This is a genomic window from Pseudomonas sp. L13 (assembly GCF_009935965.1).
GTDB classification, from domain to species: domain Bacteria; phylum Pseudomonadota; class Gammaproteobacteria; order Pseudomonadales; family Pseudomonadaceae; genus Aquipseudomonas; species Aquipseudomonas lactis.
Genome location: NZ_QODJ01000028.1, coordinates 55,739 through 77,416, shown reverse-complemented (window position 1 = coordinate 77,416; position 21,678 = coordinate 55,739). Strand labels below are relative to the sequence as shown.

Sequence of the window (21,678 nt, the reverse complement as noted above, 5' to 3'; positions counted from 1 at the left end):
GCGTGGTTTAACGGGGCGCCTAAGATCAAAAGCAGATCAAGATCAAGAGCGACTCGCTTCGCATCGTGGTTACCGTCAAGGCCGTGACGCTTGGCGTTCGGTCTTGCATCCAGTCATTTCAACAGCGTTTCAACGCATGTATCCATAGAGCGCTGCTGCGTCTGCTGATACAACTGCAACTCATCAATCGTCCTGCGCCCCAGCGCCTGTTCGAAGGCCGCTCGGTTGGAGTTGCCCGCGTAGTGACTCTGTGCCCCATCCCCCAGGTTTGACTGGAAGATCCCCGCCGCACTGACCGGCAGAAAATCCTCGTACACCAGCGGTTCCACCGCCACATGGCCGGCATTGACCATCGCCTCCAATGTGCGGGGTTGGTCGGCCTGGCCGCGTGCTGCCTGGCCTTTGTCGGTGACGAAGTAGCGAAAATACGCCAAGCCCTGTTCGCGCATCTGCGGGTAGTTATCCGGGAAGGCGTGGAAGTGCTGTTCCATCAATTGCACATAGCGTTCGGCGTTGGCTTCATTGGGGAACGCGCCGAGTTCGTCGCGGGCGGCGTTCAGCAGTTGGTCGTACAGGGCACGGCCTGTGGGCGTGAGCGCGACGCCGCGTTGTTCGATTTCGCCGAAGCGCGCGCTGTGGCTGCCGTGGGCGTCGGTGAAGGCGATGGGTTCGTCCAGGGCCTTGAAGCTGGTCTGGCGCAGCAGGATAGGGCACTGGCGCCGGGGTGGGCCTTCGATCACGGCTTTGGGAGTGATGCCTTTACCGGGCATGGCGGCTTGTACTTGGTCGATGTCCAGGGTGCGTGGGGTGAGGTGGTTGATGTGCGGGCCCTTGAAGGCGACGACATCGGCGATCAGGCGGTGCTGGTCGCTGAGTTGCTGGTACTGGGCGCCGGTGACCGTGGCGGTGTGGTGCCAGCGGAACGTCTCCAGCGCCTGGCGGATAAAGGCCTCGGCGTCGCTGGCATTCAGGCCGCCTTGGGTTTCTGCTTGTTCGATCAATGCCAAGGCTTCGGCGGTGAAGATCGAGCGCTTGGCCAGGGCGTCTTCGGCGAAGGCGCGCAGGTCGGGGTTTTCGATCAGTTCCAGGCGTAGCAATGAGGTGAACACGCGAAACGGGCTGGTTTGCAGCGCGTGTTCATGCACGGCGCGAAAGGCGGTGGAGTGCACGGGCACGCCGGCGGGGGTGAGGTCGTAGTAGCCCACCGGTTGCATGCCCATCACCGCGAATAAACGGCTGATGGTTGCCAGTTCCGCAGCGGTGCCCAGGCGGATGGCACCGTGGCGTTCCATGTCCAGGCGCTGGATTTCGCCGGTCCGTTGCAGCTGGTGCACCAGGGCCGGTTCGCTGTCGAGCACGCGGGTATTGGTCTCGGCCACCAACTCCAGCAGCGCGCCATACAGCGGCACTTCATCTCGATACATGTCGGACATGGCCTTTGAAAAACCCTTGCGGATCTCATCGGGGCTGACATGGGCGGTGGCGTGCATAGAAAAATTCCTGATGACTGGAGCGATGAACGTGGCCTTTGCCTGATTTTGTTGAGCCGCCGGCTGGCTTGCAAACGAAGATTCCTCTGGACTTCATTCTGCAAATGAATGAGTTGACCCTTGCGTCCAAGTCTTCATGTGCAAGCGGGCGTCATTGCGCTCTACACTGCGCCTCACTGTGTAGGTGAAGGAGGACCCGATGACGGCCAAACCCGCAACCAACCTGCTGGGCACCATTGAAGGCCAGCGCCTGGCAACGCAACACGCCGAGCGGTGGCGCGAGTGGGGCCCGTACTTGAGTGAACGCCAATGGGGCACGGTGCGCGAAGACTACAGCGCCGACGGCGATGCCTGGGCCTACTTCCCCCATGAGCACGCACGCAGCCGCGCCTATCGCTGGGGCGAGGACGGCTTGGCCGGTTTCAGTGACAAGGCCCAGCGCTGGTGCCTGGGCCTGGCGCTGTGGAACGAGCGCGATGCAATCCTCAAGGAGCGCCTGTTCGGCCTCAACAACGCCGAAGGCAACCACGGTGAAGACGTCAAGGAGCTGTACTTTTTCGTCGATGGCGTGCCGAGCCATGCCTATATGCGCATGCTCTACAAATACCCCCATGCGGCCTTTCCGTACGCCGACCTGATCGCCGAAAACGCCCGTCGTGGGCTGACGGACGCCGAGTATGAAATCCTCGATACCGGCGTGTTTGCGGACAACCACTACTGCGACATCAGCGTCGAATATGCCAAGCATCAGCCCGACGATATCTTCATGCGCGTCACCGTGCATAACCGTTCGGACCAACCCACACGCCTGCAGGTACTGCCTCAACTCTGGGCGCGCAATGACTGGAGCTGGACCCTCGATGCACTCAAGCCCAGCTTGACGCTGGACGGCGAGCGAGTTCTGGCCCGTCATCATGAGCTCGATCATCGCCACCTCAGCGCCTGGGGCCAGGACGGGGTGCAATGGCTGTTCTGTGAAAACCAGACCAACCGACCCAAACTGGACGGGCAACCGGCGCCGGGGCCGTTCAAGGATGGCATCAACGATTATGTGGTGGGCGGGGTTGAATCGGCCATTCGCCGGGACGCGGGCACCAAGGTGGCCGCGCATTTCAGCCTTGAACTGGCGGGCCAGGAAAGCAAAACCCTTTACCTGCGCTTTGCGCCTGTGGACGCGCCCGATGTCAATGCGCGCAAGCTGTTCGAACAGCGCCGCCAGGAGGCCGATGATTTCTACGCGGTCTTGCAGCAAAGCATCGCTGATGAAGATGCGCGCAATGTGCAGCGCCAGGCCCTGGCAGGCCTGCTGTGGTCCAAGCAGTTGTACTATTTTGACGTGAACCAGTGGCTCGACGGTGACCCGGCCCAGCCGGCGCCACCGCCCGAGCGCTTGCACATCCGCAATACCCATTGGCGGCACCTGTCCAACTTCGACATCCTGTCCATGCCCGACACCTGGGAATACCCCTGGTATGCCTCCTGGGATCAAGGCTTCCAGGCGGTGGCCGTCGCGCTGATCGACCCCGGTTACGCCAAGCAACAGCTGTTGTTGCTGGTAAAGGACCGCTTCATGCACCCCAACGGCCAATTGCCGGCCTACGAATGGCGCTTTGACGACGCCAACCCGCCCGTGCATGCCTGGGCCAGCTGGCGCGTATATCAGCAGGACAAGGCGTTGACCGGCGTGGGTGACATGGATTTCCTGGAGCGGATCTTTCATAAGCTGCTGCTGAATTTCTCCTGGTGGGTCAACCGCAAGGACGCCGAGGGCCGCAACCTGTTCCAGGGCGGTTTCCTGGGCCTGGACAACATTGCCTTGTTCGACCGTTCGGCCACGTTGCCGCCGGGCTACCAGTTGGACCAGGCCGACGGCACCGCCTGGGTGGCGGCCTATGCCCTGGACCTGATGCGCATCGGCCTGGAACTGGCCAAGCGCAATGCGGTGTATGTGGACATTGCTGTGAAGTTTTTCGAGCATTTCCTCTACATCGCCGGCGCTATCAACCGCGTCGATGACAGCGCCGAAGGCTTGTGGGATGAGCAGGACCAGTTTTTCTACGATGTGCTGCACCGCCCTGATGGCCAGAGCGAACCGGTGCGCCTGCGCTCCATCGTCGGGTTAATGCCGCTGTTCGCGGTGCTGGTGCTGGAACAGCGCGAGCACGAAGGCCTGGAAGGCTTGCGCGAGCGCCTGCTGGGTTTTATGCATCATCGGCCGGACCTGGCCAGGCTGGTTTCGCGCTGGACCGAACCGGGGCAGGGCAACCGCCTGTTGCTGGCGCTGCTGCGCGGTAAACGCACCAAGGATTTGCTGCGGCGCATGCTCGATGACCAGGAGTTCTTGTCGGCCTTCGGCGTGCGCGCCCTGTCCAAGGCGTTCGCCGAGCAGCCCCTGGCGTTGAAGATGAATGGCGACACCTTGTGTGCCAGTTACCAGCCCGGTGAATCCGACTCACGCTTGTACGGCGGCAACTCCAATTGGCGCGGGCCGTTATGGATGCCGGTGAACTACATGCTGATTGAATCGTTGCGCGAGTTTCATCGCTACTACGCGGAGCATTTTTCCGTGGAGTACCCGACGGGCAGTGGGTATCTGGCGTCACTGGAGGAGGTGGCTGACAGCCTCAGCGAGCGGCTGACGCGGTTGTTTCTCAGGGATGAAAACGGTGTGCGGCCGTCGATGGCGGGGTATGCGCAGTTGCAGGAGGACCCGGCCAGCCGTGACCTGGTGTTGTTCCATGAGTATTTTCATGGGGAGACAGGGCGAGGGTTGGGGGCTTCACACCAGACCGGCTGGAGTGCATTGGTGGCGTTGTTGCTACAGCCAAAAACCTGAGCAGTCCTACGGATTTGCTTTTCTGTGGGAGCTGGCTTGCCTGCGATACAGGCACCGCGGTGCGTCCGGCAAATGGAGTAGATGCCATCGCAGGCAAGCCAGCTCCCACAGGGGAACTTCATTCTTCGCGAGAATGCAGGCAAAAAAATCCCGCCTGGGGAGACGGGATCAGGATTCAGGGTTGCCCGCGAATCAGGAAGGGAACAGCTCGCTCAGCTTCATCGCCAGCATCATGTCGCCTTCGGTGCGCAGCTTGCCGCCCATGAACGCTTGCATGCCGTCGGTGGAGCCGTCGACGATGCCTTCCAGGGTTTCGCTGTCCATGACCAGGGTAACCTGGGCGTCAGGGTTTTCGCCTTCTTTAAGCTCGCAGGTCTTGTCCTTGACCACCAGCGAGAAATTCTTGGTGTCGTCGATACGGAAACCGAATACCAGGTCCAAGCCTTCGGCAGCGCTTGGGTTGAATTTGGCTTTCATTGCTTCTACTGCTTTAGCTACGTCAGTCATGGTTTCGATCCTTAAGGGTAGAGTCCAGTGACCTTGGGGTCACGGTTGGCCGCAGTTCATCGGAAAGTGATGAGTTGCGGCGCCTTCAACAGTTGCAAGTGGGCGTGACTGTTGAAGGAAGCCAGTGCCACCTCGCGACCACGGAACTTGAGTTGGTTGAGCGAGGTGTTAACAATTTGCCAGTTCATTTCGAAGGCCTGGGCGGCAGGCATTCGGGTAATCAGGTGGAGCAGGGCGGTGATGGTGCCGCCGGAGGTGAATACGGCGATTTTGTCGGTGTGGTTCGCGGCTTCAAGGATGCGCTGCAAGCCACCCTGGACCCGCTCGACAAACCCCAGCCAGCTTTCCAGCCCCGGCGGATCATAGGTGCCGGCCAGCCAGCGTTCGATGATCAGGGCGAAAATGCGCTGGAACTCGCTGCGGTTCTGCGGGCCATTGCGCAGGATATGCACGGCATCCGGTTCACTGCCGAGCAGGTCGGGCAACAGGCCGCGAATAATCGCTTCGCCGTCGAACTCGTTGAATGCGCTATCGGTTTCCAACGCCGGCACCGGCAAACCCAGGGCGCGGTACTGATCGAACGTGGCGCTGGCGGTGTGCTGCTGGCGACGCAGGTCGCCGGCGATGCAGCGGTCAAAGGCAATGCCCAGGTCTGCCAGGTGGCGACCGAGCACTTGCGCTTGTTCCACGCCAACGGGCGAGAGGACGTCGTAGTCGTCTGCACCGAAGGAGGCCTGGCCATGTCGAATCAGATAAATGCTGCCCACGTCCGTTTTCCCGGTACGTTGAAAGTCTGGCGAGGTTATGAGGATGCCTGCGAGCTGTCAATGAAAAAACATACGCTTGTTTTAAAAGCGCGTTGGAGCCCGCCTGCTGGCGGTTTGATCACTGGCTCCTTCGCGGTGGCGTCGGTATGCTGGGGTCATCCGCGCTTGGCGCAGTGCTTTTTTTAAGGAGACATATGGATTTTCTGGCCGAATACGCGAGCTTTCTGGCGAAGACCGTCACCCTGGTGGTCGCTATTCTGGTGGTACTGATCAGCTTTGCAGCACTGCGCAGCAAAGGACGTCGTAAATCCGCCGGCCAATTGCAGGTCAGCAAGCTGAATGATTTTTACAAGGGTTTGCGCGAGCGCCTGGAGTCGAGCCTGCTCGACAAAGACCAGCTCAAGGCCCTGCGCAAGTCCGAAAGCAAAGCTGAAAAGAAGAAAGACAAGAAAAAGCCCGAGGCCAAGCCTCGGGTATTCGTGCTGGATTTCGACGGTGACATCAAGGCCTCGGCCACCGAAAGCCTGCGCCATGAAATCACCGCGCTGCTGAGCCTGGCCACCCCCAAGGATGAAGTGGTGCTGCGCCTGGAAAGCGGCGGCGGCATGGTGCACAGCTACGGCCTGGCCTCTTCGCAACTGGCGCGTATCCGCCAGGCTGGCGTGCCATTGACGGTGTGCATCGACAAAGTGGCGGCCAGCGGCGGCTACATGATGGCGTGCATTGGCGAGAAGATCATCAGCGCTCCCTTCGCCATTCTCGGTTCCATTGGCGTGGTGGCGCAGTTGCCCAACGTCAATCGCCTGCTGAAAAAACACGACATCGACTTTGAAGTGCTGACGGCCGGTGAATACAAGCGCACGCTCACAGTGTTCGGCGAAAACACCGAGAAGGGCCGGGAGAAGTTCCAGGAAGACCTGGACATTACCCACCAGTTGTTCAAGAACTTCGTTTCGCGTTACCGCCCACAGTTGGCGATTGACGAGGTGGCTACCGGTGAAGTGTGGCTGGGCGTCGCCGCCCTCGACAAGCAACTGGTCGATGAGCTGCAAACCAGCGATGAATACCTGGCCACCAAGGCCAGGACCGCCGAAGTGTTCCACCTGCACTATGCCGAGCGTAAGAGCCTGCAAGAGCGCGTTGGCCTGGCGGCCAGCGGTTCGGTGGACCGGGTGCTGTTGACCTGGTGGAGCCGCTTGACCCAGCAGCGGTTCTGGTAAGCCCTAATACCCTGTAGGAGCGAGCTTGCTCGCGAAAAAATCACAGGCGCCGCGTTCATTCATCAAGCGCGCGTTATCGTTGACGTTTTTCGCGAGCAAGCTCGCTCCTACAGGTGAGGTCAGATGAGGCGAGGTTGGATAGAGTCCGCCAACTGCGTAAGGATCAGGCAGCACGACACCGCCCCCGCATCCAGCACCCCCAGCGAACGCTCACCCAAACGACTGGCCCGGCCAATCTTGGCCACCAGGTCCTTGGTCGAGTCCCGCCCTTGAGAGGCGGCGGTTTTCATCGCATCGAGTGCATCGTTGAACGATGCCCCCGACGCCTGTGCCCGTTCAAAGGCTTCCACCGCCGGGATCAGCGTATCCATCAAGCACTTGTCGCCCACGCCCGCTTCGGTGATGTCCTGCAACGAGGTCAAGCCGCCGCGCAGCAGGCGGGCGAAGGTCGCGGCGTCGATGTCTTCACGGCCGCGTACTTCGTCGGCCATGCCGATAAACAGGCTGCCATACAAGGGCCCCATGGAGCCGCCGATGCCTTCCATCAGGCTCAGGGTCAGTTCGTCCAGGGCTTCGGCCAGGGTCAGTTGGCGGCCTTCGATCGTGCGACCGCAATGGGCAAAGCCCTTGGCCATGTTGATGCCATGGTCGCCATCGCCTATGGCGCCGTCGACTTCGCTGAGGTACTCACGGTTGGCCACGATGACGCGGACCAGGTCGGCGACAATGGCGCTGCCATCATGGGTGGAAAAATGCTGGCTCATGGTTCACTCCGCCTGGGTCATGCCGATGGAGCGGCAGGGTTGGTCGATCAGGGTTTTGAGCTCGGCGTCGAGGCCGAGCAGGGTCAAGGTCACGCCCATCATTTCCAGGGACGTGAAGTAGTTGCCCACGTAGCAACGGTGAATCTTCAAGCCTTTGGCCTGGAGCTGCTTTTCGATCTCGGCGTAGAAAATATACAACTCCATCACCGGCGTGGCGCCAAGGCCAGAGACCAACACCACCACGCTGTCGTCCTGGCTGAAATCGCGGTCGGCGAGGATCGGTGCCAGCATGCGCTCGGCCATGGCCGCGGCCGGCTCAATCGGGACGACTTCGATACCCGGTTCGCCATGATGGCCGATACCCAATTCCATCTGGCCGTCGGGAATCTGGAAATTGGGCTTGCCCACCGCGGCGATGGTGCAGGGTGTAAGGCCGATACCAATCGAGCGGCAGTGGTCGACGGTTTTCTGCGCCACCCGAATCACGCCGTCCAGGTCGTAATGCTGGGCAGCGGCGGCACCGCCGATCTTCCACATGAAGATCTCCCCGGCCACGCCGCGACGCTTGGCGATGTCGGCCTTGGGCGCGGACGCCACGTCGTCGTTGGCGACCACCGTGCGGATGCGCATGTCTTTGCTGGCGGCCATTTTCATTGCCAGCTTCACGTTCATGTTGTCGCCCGCGTAGTTGCCATACAGGCAGGCCACGCCTGCGCCATGGTCGGCGGCGCGAAAGGCGTCGAAAAAGCTCTTGGCGGTGGGCGAGGAAAAAATCTCGCCGACGGCCACCGCATCCACCAGGCCTGGGCCAACATACCCGAGGAACGCCGGTTCGTGCCCGGAGCCGCCGCCGGTGACAATGCCGACGCGGCCTTGGGCGGAGGGCCTGGCCTTGACGATGACCCGTGGGTTGCTCTCGTACTGGCGCAGTTCGGGGTGCGCGACCAGGATGCCGCGCAGCATGTCTTCGACCACTTGGTCGGGATCGTTGATGACTCGATTCATAACGCGGGTTCCTGTGTTCTTGTTCTAAGGGGCGACACCCCCTCCATTGTGGGAGCTGGCTTGCCTGCGATTGCGGTGTGTCAGTCGGGGAATCTTTATCTGATTCACCGCCATCGCAGGCAAGCCAGCTCCCACAGGTTGTGTGTTGCTGCTGGAGTCAGGGTTCGAGCACAACCTTCAGCGATTTATCGCCGCGCTCCATCACTGCAAACGCTTCCTTGAAATCCGCCAGCGCAAACTTGTGGGTCACCACGTCGCGCATATCGATCTTGCGGTTGCCGATAAAGTCGATGGCCCTGGGGTACATATACGGCCCCAGGTGCGAGCCGAGAATATCCAGCTCCTTGCGGTCGCCGATGATCGACCAATCCACCGTGGCCTCGTCATTGAACACGCTGAATTCGACAAAGCGCCCCAGCTTGCGCAGCATCGCCAGGCCTTGGTTCACCGCCTTGTGGTGCCCGGTGGCCTCGATATAGATGTCGCAGCCGTAGCCGTCGGTGATCTCGCGGATCTTCGCCAACACATCGACCTCGGCCGGGTTCCACACTTCGTCGGCGCCCAGGCGCAGGGCAAGGGCGGCGCGTTCGGGTTTCATGTCCAGCACGATGAGCTTTTTCGGGTTGCGCAACCGCACCGCGCCGATGATGCCCAGGCCCAGGGTGCCGGCACCGGCGACCACCACGATGTCGTCATGGTCGACGTTGGCCCGTTCCGCCGCGTGCAGCGAACAGGCCAGCGGCTCGATCAGGATCGCTTCATCGGGGGCGATGGATTCCGGCACTTTGTGGATGATGCCTTCCTTGGTGAAGATCATGTACTGGGCCATGGCGCCCTGCACATTGTTCTGGAAGCCATACAGGTCGTGCTTCTGGCACATCCAGTACTGGCCGTGGTTACAGAAGCGGCAGCCCCAGCACGGCACGATCTGCTCGGAGATCACCCGGTCGCCCACGGCCACGCCGCGCTTCTCGGCGCCAGGGCCAAGGGCGACCACGCGGCACACGAACTCATGGCCGGGGATCATCGGTGGCTTCACGTAGCGCGGTTGCTCGGCATCGCCCCAGAACGACGGCGCGCCGCGATAGGTCTTGATATCGCCCATGCAAATGCCGCACAGCTCGACCTTGGTGAGGATCTCGTCGGGGCCGGGGGTGGGCACGTCGACGGTTTCCAGGCGGTAGTCTTCCGGGCCGTGGCAGACCACAGCCTGCATGGTTTTCGGGATGCTTGGGGCGAGTTGTTCAGGTGTGCGTTCGGTGACGGTGGACATGACAAAACCTCACGACATAACGATGAATTACTGAATGCTGTAGCCGCCGTCGATCACCATATTGGCGCCGGTGATCATCTGCGCGGCATCGCTGAGCAGGTACAGCGCCAGCCCGGCGATTTCTTCTGGCTGGGCAAAGCGACCTGCCGGGATCTGCAATTTGGCCCGCTCACCCACCTCGCCGGCCCAGGCTTTCTTGCCCAGGGCGGTTTCGACGATGGTGGGGGAGATGGCATTGACGTTCACCTGCGGCGCCCACTCCATGGCCAACACCTTGGTCATGCCGACGATCGCGGCTTTGCTGGCGCAGTAGGCGACGTGACGGTCCAGGCCAATCACGGCGGCCTGGGACGCCAGGTTGACGATGCGTCCGCTGCCTTGGGCGAGCATATGTCTGGCACAGGCCTGGGCCACGAAGAAACTGGCCTTGAGGTTGATGTCCAGGGTGGTGTCCCAGGCGCTTTCGCTGACCTCGATGGCTTTGTCCAGCAGCACCACGCCTGCGCTGTTGATCAGGTAATCCAGGCGTTGGAAGTGGGCAAATACGCGGTCGATGGTGGGTTGTATCTGGCCGACCTGGCCGAGGTCGACGGCAATGCCCAGGTGCCCGGCACCTAGGCCGGCGGCCACCTCGACCACGGCCGGGTCACGGTCCAGCAACGCCACCCGGGCGCCGCGTTCCGCCAGCAAGGTGGCGCAGGCCAGGCCAATGCCGGCGGCGCCACCGGTGATCACCGCGCAACGACCGCTGAGGTCGAAGGCTTGGTTCCAGAAACCAGACATGAATGACTCCATTGATTAATGTAGGAGCGAGCTTGCTCGCGAAGATCGTCAACGATGACGCGGGTAGCCTGACTGCGCGCGGCGTCCTTGAGTTTTTCGCGAGCAAGCTCGCTCCTACAGGTGGGGTGGATTTACTTACCGCCGCTGACTTGCTTGTACAGCGCATCCGCATTGGCATTGGTCACCGGCACCCAGGGCAGGATGTAGTTCTTGGCCGTGCCATCGGCCCATTTCACATCCTTGGCATAGCGCTCCCAAATCACCGACTGCGGCTTGTAGTCCTTGCCGGCCAGGGCACGCAACGCTACGTCCAGCGCGCCTTGGGACTGGGCCTGGGCGTCCTGCAGGAAGGTGGTGACTTCGTCCTTTTTCGCCGCCTGGATCGCATCCGGCATGCCGTCGATGGAGGTCACGGGCACGTCCTTGGAAGTGAGGCCATGGGACTTCAGCGCCTGCACGGCGCCCAGGGCCATGTCGTCGTTCTGGGCGATCACACCGTTAATGCCCTTGGGGTGGGCGTTGAGCCAGTCTTCGGTGAGGGTCATGGCCTGGGCGCGGTCCCAGTTGGCGGTTTTCTTTTCGATGATCTTGATGTCCGGGTGTTTGCCCAGCACTTCCAGTTCGCCCTTTTCCCGGTCGATCTGCGCCGACTGGCCAATCGGGCCCTGGATGATCACCACGTTGCCCTTGCCATTGAGCTTGTCGACCATGGCCTGGGCCTGCAGGCGGCCGCCTTCCACGTCGTCGTTACCCACATACGGCACGCTGGCATCGGCTACTTTCGTATTGGAGGCGATGACCACCACGTCGTTGCTCATGGCGGCCTTGACGGTGCCGACGCCGGCCTTGGTATCAATCGGCACAAAGAGAATCGCGTCGTAGCGTTGGGTCACCATGTTTTCGATCTGGTTGTTCTGGGTCAGGGCGTCGTAGTTGCCGTCGAACACGGTCAACTGCACGGTGCCATCCTTGACCGCCGGGTGTTCTTTGAGCTCGCGGACCCAGTTCTGCATGAACTGGCCCTTGAGGCCGTAGACGGCCGCGCCGATCTTGTAGGTCTTGCCATCGGCGGCCAGGGCGATACTGCTGGCGAGCAGGGAGAGGGCCGCCGCGGCGGCCAGGGTGGTACCCAGTTTCATAAGTAGAACTCCGGTTATTGTTATGGGTCGTTCTTCAGCGTTTCTTCTTGCGCCACACGTCGATCAGTACTGCGAACACGATGATCAGGCCCTTGGCGACCTGCTGGTAATAGGAGGACACGCCGAGCAGGTTCAGGCCGTTGTTGATCACGCCGATCAACAGAGCCCCGAACAAGGTGCCGACAATGCTGCCGGTGCCGCCGGACAAGCTGGTGCCGCCGATCACCACCGCGGCAATCGCGTCCAGCTCATAGGAAACCCCGGCCTGGGGCAGGGCAGAGGTGGTGCGTGCCGACAGCACCACGCCGGCCAACCCGGCGAGCAGGCCCGAGACCACGTACACCGAGAACATCACCTTGCGTACGCCAATGCCGGAGGTGCGCGCGCTTTTTTCATTGCCGCCCACCGCGTACACGTAGCGGCCGTAGGTGGTGTAGCGCAGCACCATCCAGAAAATAAGCGCGACCACGGCGAAGATGATGATCGGCACGCCCACCGGGCCGACCTTGCCGATGCCCAGCGCCAGGTAGGTGTCGGGCAGGTCGGTGATCGGGCTGCCGTCGTTGAGAATAAAGGTCATGCCCCTGGCGATGCTGAGCATGCCGAGGGTGGCCACGAACGGTGGGATCGACAGGTTGGCGATCATAAAACCATTGACCACGCCGAGCATCGCGCCGGCAAACATCCCGGCGCTGACCGCCGCCAACAGGCCGTAACCCTGGGTGGCGACCATGGCGCTGCACAAACCGGCGAACGCCAGGATCGACCCCACCGACAGGTCGATGCCCTTGGTCAGGATCACATAGGTCATGCCAACGGCGAGAATGCCGTTGATGGAGGTCTGGCGCAGGATGTCCATCCAGTTGCGCCAGGTCATGAAGTATTCGCTGGAAAACGCCATTACCACGCACAGCAGGATAAACACCAGCGGCAGGCCGAAGCGGTCGAGGGACAGGCGCAGGCGGTTACGCGGCGCGGCGGTAACGGGGGCGACGATGGTTTTGGCATTCATGAGGCAAGACTCAACAAGGCTTCCTGGGAAAGGGCGGTGTCGGTGCTGACGGTGACCAGCCGGCCGCCTTTGAAGACGGCGATGCGATCACTCAAATGCAGCAGCTCCGGGGCTTCCGACGACACCACAATGGCTGCACCGCCGGCGCGCACAAACTGGTCGAGCAGGTGGTAGATCTCCTGTTTGGCGCCTTCGTCGATGCCGCGGGTCGGTTCATCGCAGAGCAGGCACACCGGCTCCGTGGACAGGCATTTGGCGAGCACCACTTTCTGCTGGTTGCCGCCGCTCATGGACGCCACCGGCAGTTCCAGGGAGCTGGTCTTGATCTGCAGGCGCTTGACCATGTCTTCGGCCAGTTGCGCTTCCTTGCGTGCGTTGATCAGCGACCAACTCGACAAGCGCTTATAGGCCGACAGTGCAATGTTGGACAGGATGCTGCCGGTCAGTACCAGGCCGCTGTCCTTGCGGTCTTCGGTGACCAGCGACATGCCGGCGTCGATGGTCGCCTTGGGCTGGCCGATGGGCATGGGTTTGCCTTGCAAGGTAACGCTGCCGGAATCCGCCACGGTCAGGCCGTAGATGCAGTTGAGGAATTCACTGCGCCCGGAACCCATCAGCCCATAAATGCCGAGGATCTCGCCACGGCGCAGTTGCAGGCTGATGTCGTGAAATTCACCGTTGCGGCTCAGGTTGTCGACTTGCAGGCAGGTGCTGGCCGCACATTCGCGGCCCACCTTGTGGTCGATGCGCGTCAGTTCCTGGCCGACAATGCCGCGCACCAGGTGGTCGCGGTCGATATCGGCCATGCGCCCGCTTTCCACAAAGGCGCCATCACGGAAGATGCTGTAGTCATCGGCGATCTGCGCCAGTTCGCTCAGTCGATGGGACACGTACACGATGCCGGCGCCGCGTGCGGTAAGGCGGCGAATGGCCTTGAACAGGGTTTCGGCCTCGCGCTCGCCGATGGCCGAGGTGGGCTCGTCCATGATCATCACCTGGCAGTCATGGCTGAACGCCTTGGCGATTTCCACCAGTTGCATCTGCGCCACGCTCAGGCGGTGCATGGGGCTGGTGGCGTCGACGTCGAACTCCAGGCTTTCGAGCAGTTCGCGGGTGCGGCGGTTGAGGGCCTTGCTGTCGACGATACAACCGGCGCGGCGCGGTTCGCGGCCCAGCCAGATGTTTTCGGCGACGGTCATGTAGGGGATGGGTTCCAGCTCCTGGGTGATCATCGCGATCCCCGCGGCCAAGGCTTCACTCGGGCGATTGAACTGCACCGGTGCGCCGTTGAGCAGAATGCTGCCGGCGTCACGCTGGGTGATGCCCATCAGGATGCTCAGGAAAGTCGACTTGCCGGCGCCATTGCCGCCGCACAGGGCGTGGACGCTGCCGGCGTGCAGGGCAAGGCGCCCGTCACGCAGGGCCGGCACCCCGGCATAAGCCTTGGCGACATGTTCAGCCTGGAGCAGTAATGGCGTGGCCATCGGCGTGTCCTCGTGCTGTGAATTCTTATTAGGTCGCACAGTCATGTTTCGCTGTGATCATATGTGTATCAAATGAAATTCTGATCAGTCAATCTCTTTCACTTAAAAGGTGCGATTCTCATCTTTGGCCCGCCGATTACCTTTATATAGGGCTTTGACTGGCGAGTCAGCTAAATCTCGCTTGACAGGAAGGGGTGAATGCTTGCGAAATGCGTGAGAGATATTTCACTAAGTGATCATTTGATCAGTGGAGTTTGGCACCATGAACACACCTTTCCGGGTGGCTATCGGATGCGATGAAGCAGGTTTTGAACTCAAAGAGCTGTTGAAGCGCCATATCGAGGCGTTGGGGTACCCGGTGACCGACTTCGGTACGCATTCCACGGCGCCGGTGCTGTACCCAGACATCGCCCTGGCCGTGGCCACGGCCATCAATGCCGGGCAACAGCGCCTCGGTGTGCTGGTGTGCGGCACCGGGATTGGCATGGCCATCTCGGCCAACAAGGTGCTGGGCATCCGTGCGGCCCAGGCCCATGACACCTATTCGGCGGAGCGGGCGCGCAAGAGCAACGATGCGCAAATCCTCTCCATCGGTGCGCGGGTCATCGGCGCGGAGTTGGCCAAAAGTATCGTCAGTGCGTTTTTGGCCTCGGAGTTCGAAGCGGCGCGGTCTGGGGCCAAGGTCGAGCGCATCAATGCGATCGAGCGTGATGGGCATCAGTAGTGGACGGCGCAGGGCAAGAGTCGGGAGAATGTGCCTTTGACGCCGAAACGGAAGCCCGTCCCCATGAGTGACAGTACCCAGCGCATGGCCAGTGATATCGATCAGATGACCGAAGTGGCGATGCTCTATTACCTTGAGAACGTCACTCAGGAGGCCATCGCCAAGCGCTTTGACCTGTCGCGGGCCAAGGTCAGCCGCCTGCTCAAGCGTGCGCGTGATGAAGGGATTGTCGAGGTGCGCGTGTTGCAGCATCCGGCGATGAACAATGAGCTGGAGCGGGCGTTGGTAGAGCGCTTCAAGCTCGACCGCGCCTTGATCGCCGTCGACCACAGTGACCCCGACACCCAGCGCTCGGCGGTCGCCAGCCTGGTGGCCAACTACCTCAACAAGACCCTGGGCGACGGCATGATCGTTGCCGTGGGCATGGGCCGTAACGTCGGCGCGGTGGCCGACAACGTGTTTCTGCCGGTGACCCGCAATTGCACTTTTGTGTGTGCCATCGGCGGTTCGCTTAAAGCCGGTGAGTACATGAACCCTGACCACATCTGCCGGCGGCTGGCCCTGCGCTTTGGTGGCGAGAGTGAAAGCCTCTACGCCCCCGCGCTAGTGGCCAACCCGGAACTGCGCGGGGTGCTGATCAATAACGACACGGTGCGTTCGACCCTTGACCGCGCCCGCCGTGCCGATATTGCCCTGATCGGCATCGGCGACATGAGCGAGAACAGCAACATGGTGCGCATGGGCTGGTTCTCGCCCCAGGAAATCGCCCAGGCACGCCTGTCTGGCACCGTGGGCGACATGATGGGCTATGACTTTATCGACATTCACGGCCAGCCGGCGGTCAACGCCATCCAGGGGCGAGTGATCGGGTTGACGGTGCAGGAGCTGTTTCGCATCCCGGACGTGGTGGCGATTGCCAGTGAGAACACCAAGGCGGCGGCGACTTTGGGGGCGTTGCGCTCGGGGGTGATCAATACGCTGGCCACCACGGTGACCAATGCCCACACCATCCTGGCGCTGGACGATGCCACTCGTAAAACCTGATGAGTCGTCTATCTGGCAGGCGGGCAGGCTTTCTGTGGGAGCTGGCTTGCCTGCGATTGCATCGACCCGGTCTACCTGATGCACCGAGGTGCCTGCATCGCAGGCAAGCCAGCTCCCACAAGAGTTGCTGTGCTTCTGATGGGGGGTTACAGGTTTTGTAATAGTTTTGCGCTGTGGGAAATTTGTATTTCGAATGTAGGATTCAAGTCCTTTTGTCATTTCAGGACTTGCATGAACACCCTCTCGGAGCCTCCCAGTCGTCTTTCCCCAAGACAACCCCTGTCGCTGTTTCCGCTCAAGCACCCCGTATTCCGTCAACTAACCTTGTCCCGGTCGTATGACCGCACTTTGCCGTGCCTGGCATTCTAAAAATTTTAAAGACAGAGATTCTATAAATGGAATGGTTAGCGGATCCCACGGCCTGGCTTGGCCTGGCGACCTTGATTGTGCTGGAACTGGTGCTGGGTATCGACAACCTGGTGTTTATCGCGATTCTGGCGGACAAGTTGCCACCGGAGCAGCGTGACCGTGCGCGGTTGATCGGCTTGTCCCTGGCGTTGTTGATGCGCCTGGGCCTGTTGGCGAGTATTTCCTGGTTGGTGACCCTGACCCAGCCGCTGTTCGAGGTGTTCGACAAGAGCTTCTCCGGCCGTGACCTGATCATGCTGTTCGGCGGTATATTTTTGCTGTTCAAGGCCACCATGGAATTACACGAGCGCCTTGAAGGCCATGTGGCGCAGCACAAGGGCAACGTGGCTTACGCAATGTTCTGGCCGATCGTCGCGCAGATCGTGGTGCTGGATGCGGTGTTCTCCCTCGACGCGGTGATTACCGCCGTGGGCATGGTTGACGAGCTGGCGGTGATGATGATCGCAGTGATCGTGTCCATCGGCCTGATGATCGTGGCGAGCAAGCCGCTGACCCGTTTCGTCAATGCGCACCCGACCGTGATCATGCTGTGCCTGGGCTTCTTGATGATGATCGGTTTCGCACTGACCGCCGAAGGCTTGGGCTTCCATATTCCCAAGGGCTACCTGTACGCGGCCATTGGCTTCTCGATTCTGATCGAGGTGTTCAACCAGATCGCCCGGGCTCGCCGCAAGAAATCGGCCCAGGGTGTGTTGCCAGTGCGTGAGCGCACTGCCCATGCGGTGATGCGCTTGTTGGGCGGTCGCAGCCTGGCGGTGGAAGAGGTGGGTGAAGAGGTCGCCGACCTGCTGGGCGAGCCGGATGCTGCCCAGGGCCCGCTGTTTGACCGACGTGAACGGGTGATGATCAGCGGCGTGCTGCAACTGGCCGAGCGGCCGATTCGCACCTTGATGACCCCAAGGGCCAAGGTTGATTGCATCGACCTGGCGGACGACCCCGAGACGATCCGCTTGAATCTGATGCACTCGTCCTACTCGCGCCTGCCGTTGATCCGTAACGGTGCAGTGGATGAGCCATTGGGCTTTGTGCACAAGAAGGAGTTACTCAAGGAGTACCTGGCCGGTAACGAGCCGAACCTGGAACACCTGGCGCGTCGTGCGATCAACCTGCTGGAGAGTTTTTCGATCCTCAATGCCCTGGAGCAGATGCGCCAGGAGTCCACTCACATCGCCTTCGTGATCAACGAATTCGGCGACTTCATGGGTGTGTTGAGCATGACGGACATTCTGGAATCCATCGCCGGTGAATTGCCCGATGCCAGCGAAATCGAAGGGCCGGACATTGTCGAGGACGGCGATGGTTTCCGTGCCAATGGCGCCTTGAACCTTAACCTGGTGCGTCAGCGCACGGGCTTCAAGGCGGTGGCGACCGAGGATTATCAGACCTTGGCGGGTTTGGTGATGAGCCTGCTCGACCGTCTGCCGGTGGTGGGCGATAGCCTGGAGCATGAAGGCTGGCGCCTGATGGTGGCTGAAGTGGAGGAGCGTCGAGTGACACAAGTGCACTTGCGCCCTGGCGCGGGTCATAACGACTGAAGATGTCCTGCACAAACGGCGCTTGCTCTTCCAGAGGGCCGAAGCCTTTGAATTTTTCTACCAGGGCGCCATTCAGGTAGATCAGCAGCGTCGGGGTGCCTGTTACGTCAGGGTGCCTCGGCGTGTGCGCGCAATCGACTACCAGGCTCACGACTCTAGGATGCTTCCAGGCGTGCAGTTCGAACAAGGGCCCTGCCTGCACGCAGGCAGGGCAGTGTTCGGAAACAAACAGAATGAATACCGGGCGTGGTGTGTTCAGTAACCGTTCGAACGCCTTGGCGCTGGAAATTCTGCTCGTTGCAACTCCCATGATGATCCCCCCTTCAAGCCGCAGTCGTTTTTCCCAACGCTAAGCCCGCAGGTGTGTAGCGTCTACTGTCAACCTTCACAGGTCTGCCGTACCGCTGCGACCCATGAGAGTGCGCAGTAACAGCGTTGTGGGGCCTTGAGTAGCAAGCCGTGGCAAAGATGCTGCCACGCCGTGGAATCATTCCAATCGTTATCTTGCTGATCTCTAACGACTTTCACCCCAGCATATTTTTCCTTCAGGACCTGTGGCACACTTTCTGCTGTCTATTCCGTTGTTACATACCAAGTTCCGGTATAGCGGAATACACAATCCCTGGAGTGCTTGTCATGCATCACCGACCTTCCGTATTCAAAGCGTGTGTTTTTCTTGTCGCCGCATCGGCTTCCCTCGCCAGCGTGGTGCAGGCGGCGGACAGCAAGCTTGATGATGTGCTCAAGCGCGGGCACTTGATCGTAGGTACAGGCAGTACCAATGCGCCGTGGCACTTCCAGGGAGCGGATGGCAAGTTGCAGGGATTTGATATCGACATCGGCCGCATCGTGGCCAAAGGCTTGTTCAATGACCCAAGCAAGGTGGAGTTTGTGGTGCAGTCGTCCGATGCACGTATTCCCAACCTGCTCACCGACAAGGTCGACATGAGCTGCCAGTTCATCACTGTTACCGCCAGCCGTGCGCAGCAGGTGGCCTTTACCCTGCCGTACTATCGCGAAGGCGTCGGCCTGCTGCTGCCCAACAACAGCAAGTACAAGGAAATCGAAGACCTGCAGGCGGCGGGCGATGACGTCACCGTGGCCGTGCTGCAGAACGTGTATGCCGAAGAGCTGGTGCATCAGGCGCTGCCCAAGGCCAAGGTCGACCAGTACGACAGTGTTGACCTGATGTACCAGGCCGTGAATTCAGGCCGCGCCGATGCCGCGGCTACCGACCAGTCCTCGGTCAAATACCTGATGGTGCAAAACCCCGGTCGTTATCGCAGCCCGACTTATGCCTGGAGCCCGCAAACCTACGCCTGCGCGGTCAAGCGCGGCGACCAGGACTGGCTGAACTTCGTCAACACCGCGCTGCATGAAGCCATGACCGGTGTGGAGTTTCCCACCTACAAAGCGTCTTTCAAGCAATGGTTCGGGGTTGATCTGCCAGAGCCGGCAATCGGTTTTCCCGTGGAATTCAAATGATCCGGAACAGCCGGGGCGTGCTTGAGCGCGCCCCACTCAGGTACTGCCGACCATGAACTATCAGTTGAACTTTGCCGCCGTCTGGCGTGATTTCGACACCTTGCTGGCAGGGCTCGGCCTGGGCCTGCAGTTGTCGTTGCTGTCGATCGCAATCGGCTGCGTGATCGGCCTGTTGATGGCGTTTGCCATGCTCTCCAGGCACCGCGCGTTGCGTATTTTTGCCTCGGTGTACGTGACGGTGGTGCGCAACACCCCGATCCTGGTGTTGATCCTGTTGATCTACTTCGCCTTGCCCTCCCTGGGCATTCGCCTGGATAAGATTCCCTCGTTCATCATTACCCTGTCGCTGTATGCCGGTGCCTATCTCACCGAAGTGTTCCGCGCAGGCTTGGTGAATATTCCCAAGGGCTTGCGTGAAGCCGGCCTGGCCATCGGCCTGGGCGAGTGGCGGATCCGCGCTTACATCACCGTGCCGGTGATGCTGCGCAACGTGCTGCCGGCGCTGTCGAACAACTTTATCTCGCTGTTCAAGGACACCTCCCTGGCCGCTGCGATCGCGGTGCCGGAGCTGACCTATTACGCCCGCAAGATCAACGTCGAAAGCTACCGGGTGATTGAAACCTGGCTGGTCACGACCGCGCTCTACGTGGCTGCCTGTTACCTGATTGCCATGCTGCTCCGTTACCTGGAACAGCGTTTGGCTATCCGTCGCTGAGGAAGGGTCCCCATGTACGAATCCCCCAGTTGGCTGCATGAATTGTGGATCGCCCGCGAGACCCTTTGGGCTGGCTTCCAGGCCAGTGTGGCGGTCTCGGCGCTGGCGATAATCTTTGGCACCCTGATCGGCATCGTCGCCGGGTTGATCCTGACCTACGGCAAGTTCTGGATGCGTGCGCCGTTCCGTCTGTATGTCGATTTGATCCGTGGCACGCCGGTGTTTGTGCTGGTGTTGGCGTGTTTCTACATGCTGCCGGCCCTTGGCTGGCAAATCAGTGCCTTCCAGGCCGGTGCGGTTGGGCTGACCTTGTTCTGTGGCTCCCATGTATCGGAGATCGTACGCGGCGCGCTGCAAGCCATTCCCCGTGGGCAGCTGGAAGCAGGCAAGGCGATTGGCCTGACGTTTTATCAGTCTCTGGGTTACGTGCTGTTGCCCCAGGCGCTGCGGCAGATCTTGCCGACCTGGGTCAATTCCTCCACGGAAATCGTCAAGGCTTCCACCTTGTTATCGGTGATCGGCGTGGCCGAATTGCTGCTCAGTACCCAGCAGGTGATCGCGCGCACCTTCATGACCCTGGAGTTCTACCTGTTCGCCGGTTTTCTGTTCTTTGTCATCAACTACGCCATCGAATTATTCGGGCGCTACATTGAAAAGCGGGTGGCCTTGCCATGAATCAAGCTCAAACCAACCCAGCGCTGCTGGACATTCGTGGCCTGCGTAAACAATACGGCCAGGTGGAAGTGCTCAAGGGCGTCGACCTGTCCATGCAGCGCGGCAATGTGGTGACGTTGATCGGCTCCAGTGGCTCGGGCAAGACCACTTTGCTGCGCTGCGTGAACCTGCTGGAGGAGTTCCAGGGCGGGCAGATCACCCTGGATGGCGAGTCCATCGGCTACAGCGATGTCGGCGGCAAGCGTGTACGCCACCCGGAGCGGGTGATCGCCCAGCACCGTGCAATGACCGGCATGGCGTTTCAGCAATTCAACCTGTTCCCACACCTGACCGCGCTGCAGAACGTTACCCTCGGCTTGCTCAAGGTCAAGAAAATGGGCAAGGATGAAGCGGTAGCCCTGGCCGAAAAATGGTTGGACCGCGTGGGCCTGCTGGAGCGCCGCAATCACTTTCCCGGCCAACTGTCTGGCGGTCAGCAACAGCGCGTGGCGATTGCCCGGGCCATTGCCATGAACCCCAGTCTGATGCTGTTCGATGAAGTCACCTCGGCCCTCGACCCAGAGCTGGTGGGCGAAGTGCTCAGCGTGATCAAGGGGCTGGCGGAAGAGGGCATGACCATGTTGTTGGTCACCCACGAAATGCGCTTTGCCTATGAGGTCTCGGACCAGATCGTGTTCATGAACCAGGGCCGCATTGAAGAGCAGGGCAGCGCGAAGGACATCTTCGAACGGCCGCAGTCGCCGCGCCTGGCGGAATTTCTCAAGAATATTCGTTTTTAACAAGGAGCAACT

Annotated in this window: 19 protein-coding genes and 1 pseudogene; 9 read left to right on the top strand and 11 right to left on the bottom strand. The window is 60.7% G+C overall.

Annotated elements, in window-relative coordinates; all coding sequences use genetic code 11:
• Positions 1-113 precede the first annotated feature (113 nt).
• The gene (locus tag DK871_RS15775; RefSeq protein ID WP_161905692.1) at positions 114-1,490 is read right to left on the bottom strand and encodes a VOC family protein; all 1,377 of its coding nucleotides are present in this window, start codon (positions 1,488-1,490) and stop codon (positions 114-116) included.
• Between the two features lie 199 nt (positions 1,491-1,689).
• Here DK871_RS15775 and DK871_RS15770 point away from each other — a divergent pair, with 199 nt between their 5' ends.
• Complete coding sequence (locus tag DK871_RS15770; RefSeq protein WP_161905691.1) at positions 1,690-4,326, top strand: glucosidase; 2,637 nt, start codon at positions 1,690-1,692, stop codon at positions 4,324-4,326.
• A gap of 192 nt (positions 4,327-4,518) precedes the next feature.
• Here the strand turns inward: DK871_RS15770 and DK871_RS15765 are convergent, their stop codons facing one another.
• Complete coding sequence (locus DK871_RS15765; RefSeq protein ID WP_014718185.1) at positions 4,519-4,833, bottom strand: SCP2 sterol-binding domain-containing protein; 315 nt, start codon at positions 4,831-4,833, stop codon at positions 4,519-4,521.
• A 56-nt stretch (positions 4,834-4,889) separates the two neighbouring features.
• Positions 4,890-5,600, bottom strand: a complete 711-nt coding sequence (locus tag DK871_RS15760) for a histidine phosphatase family protein (RefSeq protein ID WP_161905690.1) — start codon at positions 5,598-5,600, stop codon at positions 4,890-4,892.
• 194 nt (positions 5,601-5,794) lie between these two features.
• On the opposite strand from DK871_RS15760, the gene sohB reads away from it, so the two are divergent.
• Positions 5,795-6,820, top strand: a complete 1,026-nt coding sequence (gene sohB, locus DK871_RS15755; protein WP_161905689.1) for a protease SohB — start codon at positions 5,795-5,797, stop codon at positions 6,818-6,820.
• Between the two features lie 119 nt (positions 6,821-6,939).
• On the opposite strand, the gene dhaL is transcribed toward sohB, so the two are convergent.
• The 7 genes from dhaL to DK871_RS15720 all read right to left on the bottom strand — a co-directional run bounded on the left by dhaL (position 6,940) and on the right by DK871_RS15720 (position 14,280).
• Positions 6,940-7,584: a dihydroxyacetone kinase subunit DhaL gene (gene dhaL / locus DK871_RS15750; RefSeq protein ID WP_161905688.1), complete on the bottom strand. Its 645-nt coding sequence runs from the start codon at positions 7,582-7,584 to the stop codon at positions 6,940-6,942.
• Between the two features lie 3 nt (positions 7,585-7,587).
• A complete protein-coding gene (locus DK871_RS15745; RefSeq protein ID WP_161905687.1) occupies positions 7,588-8,589 on the bottom strand; it encodes a dihydroxyacetone kinase subunit DhaK in 1,002 nt (333 codons plus the stop codon).
• 157 nt (positions 8,590-8,746) lie between these two features.
• On the bottom strand, positions 8,747-9,862 hold the full coding sequence (locus DK871_RS15740) for an erythritol/L-threitol dehydrogenase (protein ID WP_019817618.1): 1,116 nt from the start codon (positions 9,860-9,862) through the stop codon (positions 8,747-8,749).
• A gap of 27 nt (positions 9,863-9,889) precedes the next feature.
• Entirely contained in the window at positions 9,890-10,645 is a 756-nt protein-coding gene (locus DK871_RS15735) for an SDR family oxidoreductase (protein WP_161905686.1), read from the bottom strand.
• A gap of 131 nt (positions 10,646-10,776) precedes the next feature.
• Positions 10,777-11,784 (bottom strand): substrate-binding domain-containing protein, encoded by a 1,008-nt coding sequence (locus DK871_RS15730; protein ID WP_161905685.1) that lies wholly within the window; start codon positions 11,782-11,784, stop codon positions 10,777-10,779.
• Between the two features lie 34 nt (positions 11,785-11,818).
• Positions 11,819-12,796, bottom strand: coding sequence for an ABC transporter permease (locus tag DK871_RS15725; RefSeq protein ID WP_003191840.1), 978 nt, complete (start codon positions 12,794-12,796; stop codon positions 11,819-11,821).
• A complete protein-coding gene (locus DK871_RS15720) occupies positions 12,793-14,280 on the bottom strand; it encodes a sugar ABC transporter ATP-binding protein (protein ID WP_161905684.1) in 1,488 nt (495 codons plus the stop codon). Before DK871_RS15720 ends, DK871_RS15725 begins: the two co-directional genes overlap by 4 nt.
• Before the next feature lie 262 nt (positions 14,281-14,542).
• Here DK871_RS15720 and rpiB point away from each other — a divergent pair, with 262 nt between their 5' ends.
• The 3 genes from rpiB (at position 14,543) to DK871_RS15705 (ending at position 18,012) form a co-directional block, all read left to right on the top strand.
• A complete protein-coding gene (gene rpiB / locus DK871_RS15715; RefSeq protein ID WP_161905683.1) occupies positions 14,543-15,004 on the top strand; it encodes a ribose 5-phosphate isomerase B in 462 nt (153 codons plus the stop codon).
• 63 nt (positions 15,005-15,067) lie between these two features.
• Positions 15,068-16,048: a sugar-binding transcriptional regulator gene (locus tag DK871_RS15710; protein WP_003191835.1), complete on the top strand. Its 981-nt coding sequence runs from the start codon at positions 15,068-15,070 to the stop codon at positions 16,046-16,048.
• Positions 16,049-16,443: 395 nt separating this feature from the next.
• Positions 16,444-18,012, top strand: a complete 1,569-nt coding sequence (locus DK871_RS15705) for a TerC family protein (RefSeq protein ID WP_161905682.1) — start codon at positions 16,444-16,446, stop codon at positions 18,010-18,012.
• A gap of 37 nt (positions 18,013-18,049) precedes the next feature.
• Here DK871_RS15705 and DK871_RS15700 read toward each other — a convergent pair.
• Positions 18,050-18,322, bottom strand: a pseudogene (locus tag DK871_RS15700) (thioredoxin family protein); the annotation flags it as partial.
• Between the two features lie 326 nt (positions 18,323-18,648).
• On the opposite strand from DK871_RS15700, the gene DK871_RS15695 reads away from it, so the two are divergent.
• The 4 genes from DK871_RS15695 to DK871_RS15680 are packed head-to-tail and all read left to right on the top strand — an operon-like array spanning position 18,649 to position 21,666.
• Complete coding sequence (locus DK871_RS15695; RefSeq protein ID WP_034125742.1) at positions 18,649-19,497, top strand: transporter substrate-binding domain-containing protein; 849 nt, start codon at positions 18,649-18,651, stop codon at positions 19,495-19,497.
• Positions 19,498-19,549: 52 nt separating this feature from the next.
• A complete protein-coding gene (locus DK871_RS15690) occupies positions 19,550-20,212 on the top strand; it encodes an amino acid ABC transporter permease (protein WP_161905681.1) in 663 nt (220 codons plus the stop codon).
• 12 nt (positions 20,213-20,224) lie between these two features.
• Positions 20,225-20,887, top strand: coding sequence for an amino acid ABC transporter permease (locus DK871_RS15685; RefSeq protein WP_003191826.1), 663 nt, complete (start codon positions 20,225-20,227; stop codon positions 20,885-20,887).
• Entirely contained in the window at positions 20,884-21,666 is a 783-nt protein-coding gene (locus tag DK871_RS15680; protein WP_020301585.1) for an amino acid ABC transporter ATP-binding protein, read from the top strand. The genes DK871_RS15685 and DK871_RS15680 overlap by 4 nt, the downstream gene beginning before the upstream one ends.
• Positions 21,667-21,678 lie beyond the last annotated feature (12 nt).